Consider the following 6,510-nt stretch of genomic DNA (forward strand, 5'->3'; position numbering starts at 1 on the left):
TATGCGCTATAAAACATCGCAGCGAACAATAGTAGGATATTTATTTTTAACCTTCAGCATTCTCACATGGGGCTGTACCTTTATATCCACAAAAATTCTTTTGCAAGCTTTTAATCCGATTGAAATCCTTTTTGTGCGTTTTTTTGCAGGCTATGCCGGCCTGTGGATTTTAGCGCCGCGCCCTTTAAAACTTGACACATCAAGCGGAAAGCCGTCCCGCATAAGGCAGGAATTGTATTTTGCCGGAGCGGGAATTTTTGCAATAACCTTGTATCAGTTTTTGGAAAATATCGCACTTTCATATACGCAAGCCTCGAATGTAAGTGTTATCGCTGCAACGGCGCCCATTTTTACGGCACTGGCAATCCGACTATGTTTAAAAAACTCACCGCAAGCAAAACCGCTCAGTCTGCGCTTTATACTCGGCTTTATCTGTGCAATGACCGGTATTATTCTTATCAGCTTCAGCGGTGCAACCGAACTCAAACTGAACCCGATCGGAGATTGTTTAGCCTTTGCAGGGGCGATTATTTGGGCAGGTTATTCGGTACTGATTACAAAGGTAAACGATTTAAACCTTCCGCCGCTGGAAAGCACACGGCGTATATTTTTTTATGCCCTTATTACAATGATTCCGCCCGCTCTTATTTCCGGTATCGAAACCGATATCGGTATAAATGCGGTACGATTTTCAAACCCCGTATATATTGCACATTTTTTATTTTTAGGAATCGGAGCTTCGGCTTTAACCTACAGTGCATGGGCACTCGCGGGAAAATATTTGGGCATCGTAAAAACCTCATTGTTTATCTATGTTATTCCGGTTATTACGGTTATAGCCGCCGCAATTTTTTTAAATGAACGCTTTACACTTATGTCCGGACTCGGTACCCTCTTAACGATTTTAGGTTTGTTTGTTTCAGGATAAACGCCCGTCCATAAAGAGTGCGCGGCTGTCCAAAGACTGATTCGGACAACCGCAGCTGAAAGATTTTTTAAACCGTTATTTCGGTACAAATCCCGAAAATTAAAACACCTTAACCACTTCACCGTCCGGATAACGTTTTTCGATAAAGTCGGCAATCTTTGCACTGCACAGGGCTTGAACCAGAGCTTTAATGCGCGCGTCTTTTTCGTTACCCGCTTTTACGGTAATAATATTCACATAGGGTGAATCCGCTCCTTCAACGACTAAGCCGTCTTTAGAGGCGCGTAAACCCGCAGGTATCGCGTAGTTTCCGTTAATCACAGCGGCGTCAACATCCGGCAACACACGCGGAAGAGAAGCCGCTTCTATTTCGCGGAATTTCAGTTTTTTTGCATTTTCGGCAATATCTTGCGGCGTCGCCGTAATACCCGCGCTTGCATTCAATGTAATTAAGCCGGCGGATTGAAGAAGCAACAAAGCACGACCTTCATTTGTAGGATCGTTCGGAATTGCGATAACGGCCCCGGCAGGTATATCGGATAAAGCGGATATTTTTTTCGAATACAGGGCTATCGGTTCAATATGAATGCCTCCCGCATTTACCAAGTGAAAGCCTTTTTCTTTGTTAAAGGATTCCATATACGGCAAGTGCTGGAAAAAATTCGCATCTATTTGCCCGCTTTCCAAAGCTTCGTTCGGTGTAACATAATCGGTAAATTCGATTACTTCCAGCTTAATGCCCTGTGCAGCCAAATCTTCGACCACCAGCTTAAGCATTTCCGCATGCGGTTCCGGAGTTGCCCCGACTTTTAAAACCTTTTCATCTTTTTGCTTTGTACATGAAACAAAAAGCGCCAATACGGCAATTGCCGCAAAAATCGTTCGTGTGAGCTTTTTCATACCTACTCCTATAAAAAGTCAAGAAGAAAGTGTCAACTTTCGTTATATCATAGTGATTAATATCACCTTTTTTTCATTTGAGCGGCGCTTAACTTTGAGCCTGCCGCTTGAATAATTTCCACTAAAACCAAAATAACCGCAACCGATACCGCCATCACGTCCGGCCTAAAACGCTGGTAACCGTAGCGGATAGCCAAATCGCCCAAACCGCCGCCGCCTATTGCGCCCGCCATTGCCGAATAACCGATGAGGTTTATTATCGTAAGCGTAATACCGGCAGTTAAAGAAGGCAGGGCTTCGGGAAGCAAAACCTTTACGATTATTTGAAAATTCGTAGAACCCATAGCGCGGGCGGCTTGCACAACCCCCGCGTCTACCTCCTTTAAAGCCGTTTCTATAATACGCGCCGCAAAGGGGGCAGCTGCAATAGAAAGCGGAATAATCGTCGCACCCGTACCGATACTTGTACCGGCAAGAATCCGCGACAGGGGAAACAATAAAATCATCAATATAATAAACGGGAAAGAACGCAATACGTTTACCGCACGCGTCAGCACTTGGTATAAAAGGGGACGCGGGCGAATACCTGCAGGATCGCTTGTACACAACAATATGCCGACGGGAAGCCCGAGCAAAACCGAAAAAAAAGTTGAAGCGAATACCATAATCAAGGTTTGTCCTGTTGCTCTTCCGACTAACAGCATAAGGTTTTGTACATTGCTCATCGATTTTCTCCTTCGATTTCGACGATTACGCCCTGACTTTCAAGCCACTGTAAAGCTTTGTTCAGCTCGTCGGAAGCACCGCTTATATCGGTTACCAAAGTGCCGACATCGCCCTCGCTTAAATGCTGAATACCGCCCGCGCGTATATTGAATTCCACATCAAAAAGGCGCGAAAGACGGCTTAATACCGGCTCGCCGGTTGTCGTTCCGATAAAACGTAAAATGTATTTTCCCCCCTCTTTCGACCAGCGCACAAAGCCGCCGCCGGAGTCCTGATGTATACTGCCTGAACCCTGATGTACACCGGCGGAACTTTCGGCCGTACCGGAAAAATCCCGTACTTCGGCCGCCGATACGGATACGGAAGCCGCCGTATCGGAAAAAGCCGGAGCCGAAACGGCAAGATTTGCTAAAAAATCTTTTGTAACCGCGGTTTTCGGGCGGCTGAAAATATCGGTAACCGTACCGTATTCGGCGATTTTTCCTTCGTCAAGTACGGCAACATGGCTGCAAATATCGCGCACCACTTCCATTTGGTGGGTAATCATCACCACCGTTAAATTCATTTGTTTTTGAATATTGCGTATTAAAAGCAATATCGAGCGCGTCGTCTGCGGATCGAGGGCGCTGGTCGCTTCGTCGCAAAATAAAATATCGGGTTTGTTTGCCAAAGCGCGGGCAATAGCGATACGCTGTTTTTGTCCGCCGGACAAAGTGCTTATAGGCGCGTTTTCCCTTCCTTCAAGACCGACCAATTCCAAAAGCTCCGCCGTACGATTTTTTATCGAACGCTTAGGCACTCCGACAATTTCCAAAGGATAGGCGATATTTTCGCCGGCAGTACGCGAACCGAATAAATTGAAATTTTGGAAAATCATACCGATACGGCGGCGCCGTTCGATAAGCGTTTTTTTATCGGAATTGTCTACACGCACATCATCGTACAAAATCGAACCGGAGTCGGGTTTTTCGAGGAGGCTGATAAGACGCACCAGGGTGGACTTTCCCGCCCCGCTTTTGCCGATAATACCGTATACGGTGTTCGACGGGATAGAAAGAGATACATCCCGAACGGCATGAATATTTCCACTGTCCGTTCCGTAGGTTTTTTTTAATGACTGCAAACGAATGCGCATGTAAAACTCCTAAAATCGTATTGTATACATTTTTTTCCGTCATAGTCAACATGACCGTTAAGCTCTTTAAAAATATATCAAAAGATGATAAAATTGTTCAGTTATTACTTTCACAGGAGGAAGTGTTATGAAAAAATTGCTATCGGTATGTGTTATTGTGATTTTATCGATCGGCTTGTTGTGCGCACAAGCACAAAATCCGGGCTTTTCGAATACCGTTCATGCTGCATTCGGTCAGCCGGTACAAAAGAATTCGCAAGTTCGATTTTTCGGCTTTACCGACTATTTTACGGGAAATATAAGCGTCGGCAAATTGGTTTTCGCAGGTGATATAACATGGCAGCTTGTACCCTCCTCCGGCGGAATACAAACCGAATTTTTAGATAGAAACGTAAATGTCGTCATTAAACCTATCAAAGCTTTGGATATCGGCTTGGGAACGAATTTAAATTGGACGGTCGGTCCCGGCCCCTCGTCCGGTCCGCAATGGACTGCGTATAACAGGCTCTATTACGGAGGAATTAATCTTGCAAACTCGCCGAACAAAATATCGGGAGATAAGGATTATCCGCAAAAGGGTTTTAAAGTTATAAATTATTATGCACAACAAGCCTTTGCTGTCCGGTACAAATATGAAAATATTTTTGAAGCGGGTTTTTCTTTGCCGGTACTGCGGCCCGGAAAAAATTTTAATGCAGGTGTCGGTATTAGGGGAAACATAAAAGACAAGTTCAGTATCGGTTTTGCTTATAACGGCCCCTTTAACGCAGGAGAAAATTATTTATACTTAGGCGTTTCGACAACGGCAGTCAAGGGATTCACTATCGGAGCATATTGGAATATGCTCACCGATACTTCTACAACCGTAAAAGACGGCGGACACACAGTCGGTGCATTGCTTGATTTCGAAGTTAAGGGATTCCGCATTAAACCCGAAGGCGCAATAACCTTTTGGACGGATACCGATTGGGGACCTGCAGGTTATCTCGGCGTAGACGCATATATGAGTTTTACAAAAGAAATTCTCGGCGGAATCAATGCAAGCTGGGGTATCGGATCAGACCTTATAAAAAACGATCCTAATAATCTTATAAAAGCCGGCGCGCGGTTGGACATTAATCCCTATATTGTATGGAACATCAATAAAACAAATGTATTTTCCGCAGGCGTGCACTTAAGCCCCATATGGTGGAGAAACGGATATTCTTCATTTGCATGGGAAATTCCGATTGCATGGAAGCTTAAATTTTAAAAAGAGCAAATATAAAAAAGCGCCGCCTTAATCGGGCGGCGCTTGTGAAAGCAATTACAATCCTATAAACATATCCGGATTTTCCGATCGCTCTTTATCGATTTCCTGAATTTCCTTGTTCAAAAAAACCGAAAGTACCGTGCGTATGGCAACAATTCCCGCTAAAATCCCTAAGTCAATCAAATCCGGTTCTATAATCGATTTTATAATATCGGCGGCAATCAATACTTCAAGAGCTAAAAGCAAGTAAGTGCCTAAGTCCGCCCTGATAACGCGCAAACGCTGTACACTGTATTTTGATTTTAAGCGCAGCAATTCGGTTTTTAGTAAGGCGGCAAGGGCGGAAAGCGTTCCGTATACCACAATCAATACGCTGATTACCGAAATGATAACTTCAATATTTTTAAGCACATACAATATAAAACCGCTGTTTTCCAAAATCGACATCAGCACTTCTCCTAAACAAAGTATCGTTTATTTTTCCGGCCGTAAGCCTTCAACTAAAAACGCTTCAGGCAGTTTTGAGGGGCGCCCCGTTTTTGACGAAACGCAAGCCCAACTGACAGACGCCTCGACACAAACGGTTCCGTCGTCCTTGTAAATCTTTTGCCGGAATTCGCCCGATAAGCTTTTTAATTTTACGGGTTTGACTTCGATAAAAAGCTTGTCGTCGAGAACGGCGGAAGCTCTATAATAAATGTCGATATGGGTCACATACAGATAATAGCCGGCATCGAATACGGCCTTATAATCAAAACCGCATGCATGTAAAAATTCCATGCGTGCAAATTCCAAATAGTTTAAATATACCGCATTGTTTACATGGTTATACGAATCGCATTCATAACTTCTTACAACCAGCTCTGCCGTATGAGTCATAGCTTCCTTCCTTCGCTCAGCTTTTTATTTTAAAACGGAATCAACAAGACTTTGAAATTCCGTATCAAGGTTTTGCTCGGTAATATCGTTACCGGCTTCTTCGGAAACAATAAATAAACCGTTTTTTTCAAGAATCGGTACACTGTCTTCTGCAGGACTTACCGTATCCGGTTTTACGGGAACCGTGCCGAGTGTAAAACTAAAAGGCAGTGTTTCGACAAAATCCGCATCTTGAATATCCGTATCCGCAGTTTGAATTTCCTGTGCTTGCAATACCGGAAGCTGTTTATCCGTATCGGAATCCGTATCGGAATCTTTTGTATCGTCCGTTTTCGTTACGTCAAGTATCGAAAAATCGGGCATCCCGATTTTAAAATCGGAAAAATGATTACCGGAATCGGCATTTGAAGGTTGCGGTTCGATTTTATGAGGTGAAGTTTCACCGATTCTCAATTCTTCATCAAAAATATCATCATCTTCAGATATAAGCGCATGTTTTTCTCCTTGCGCTTTTTTTAGTTGTAAAAGCGATGAGTCGTCTTGTTCGGATTCAACGTTAAATATATCTTCGGCAGCGGCATTCGGAATATCCGGCGGAATGGGTTCTTCCCCGTAGCGAATTTCTTCTTGTGTATTTTCAAGTTCAGCCAATATCTTCGCATCATGCACAAAATCAAGGCCGAAGATATC

Annotated in this window: 8 protein-coding genes; 2 read left to right on the plus strand and 6 right to left on the minus strand. The window is 43.9% G+C overall.

The window, feature by feature from the left end:
• Position 1: 1 nt before the first annotated feature.
• Complete coding sequence (locus tag H0R92_RS11855; RefSeq protein ID WP_432965067.1) at positions 2-928, plus strand: DMT family transporter; 927 nt, start codon at positions 2-4, stop codon at positions 926-928.
• A 99-nt stretch (positions 929-1,027) separates the two neighbouring features.
• Here H0R92_RS11855 and H0R92_RS11860 read toward each other — a convergent pair whose 3' ends face one another.
• The 3 genes from H0R92_RS11860 to H0R92_RS11870 all read right to left on the minus strand — a co-directional run bounded on the left by H0R92_RS11860 (position 1,028) and on the right by H0R92_RS11870 (position 3,689).
• Entirely contained in the window at positions 1,028-1,828 is an 801-nt protein-coding gene (locus tag H0R92_RS11860) for a MetQ/NlpA family ABC transporter substrate-binding protein (RefSeq protein ID WP_432965070.1), read from the minus strand.
• Positions 1,829-1,890: 62 nt separating this feature from the next.
• The gene (locus H0R92_RS11865; RefSeq protein ID WP_432965073.1) at positions 1,891-2,553 is read right to left on the minus strand and encodes a methionine ABC transporter permease; all 663 of its coding nucleotides are present in this window, start codon (positions 2,551-2,553) and stop codon (positions 1,891-1,893) included.
• Positions 2,550-3,689: a methionine ABC transporter ATP-binding protein gene (locus tag H0R92_RS11870; protein ID WP_432965076.1), complete on the minus strand. Its 1,140-nt coding sequence runs from the start codon at positions 3,687-3,689 to the stop codon at positions 2,550-2,552. The genes H0R92_RS11865 and H0R92_RS11870 overlap by 4 nt, the downstream gene beginning before the upstream one ends.
• 127 nt (positions 3,690-3,816) lie before the next feature.
• On the opposite strand from H0R92_RS11870, the gene H0R92_RS11875 reads away from it, so the two are divergent.
• The gene (locus H0R92_RS11875) at positions 3,817-4,941 is read left to right on the plus strand and encodes a hypothetical protein (protein WP_432965079.1); all 1,125 of its coding nucleotides are present in this window, start codon (positions 3,817-3,819) and stop codon (positions 4,939-4,941) included.
• Positions 4,942-4,995: 54 nt separating this feature from the next.
• Here H0R92_RS11875 and H0R92_RS11880 read toward each other — a convergent pair whose 3' ends face one another.
• The 3 genes from H0R92_RS11880 to H0R92_RS11890 all read right to left on the minus strand — a co-directional run.
• On the minus strand, positions 4,996-5,388 hold the full coding sequence (locus H0R92_RS11880) for a DUF1622 domain-containing protein (RefSeq protein ID WP_432965082.1): 393 nt from the start codon (positions 5,386-5,388) through the stop codon (positions 4,996-4,998).
• Positions 5,389-5,415: 27 nt separating this feature from the next.
• The gene (locus H0R92_RS11885; protein WP_432965085.1) at positions 5,416-5,820 is read right to left on the minus strand and encodes an acyl-CoA thioesterase; all 405 of its coding nucleotides are present in this window, start codon (positions 5,818-5,820) and stop codon (positions 5,416-5,418) included.
• 24 nt (positions 5,821-5,844) lie between these two features.
• Positions 5,845-6,510: hypothetical protein (locus tag H0R92_RS11890; RefSeq protein ID WP_432965088.1), on the minus strand; the 666-nt coding region annotated here is incomplete at its 5' end.

This window comes from Treponema sp. OMZ 840 (assembly GCF_050937815.1).
GTDB lineage: Bacteria > Spirochaetota > Spirochaetia > Treponematales > Treponemataceae > Treponema_C.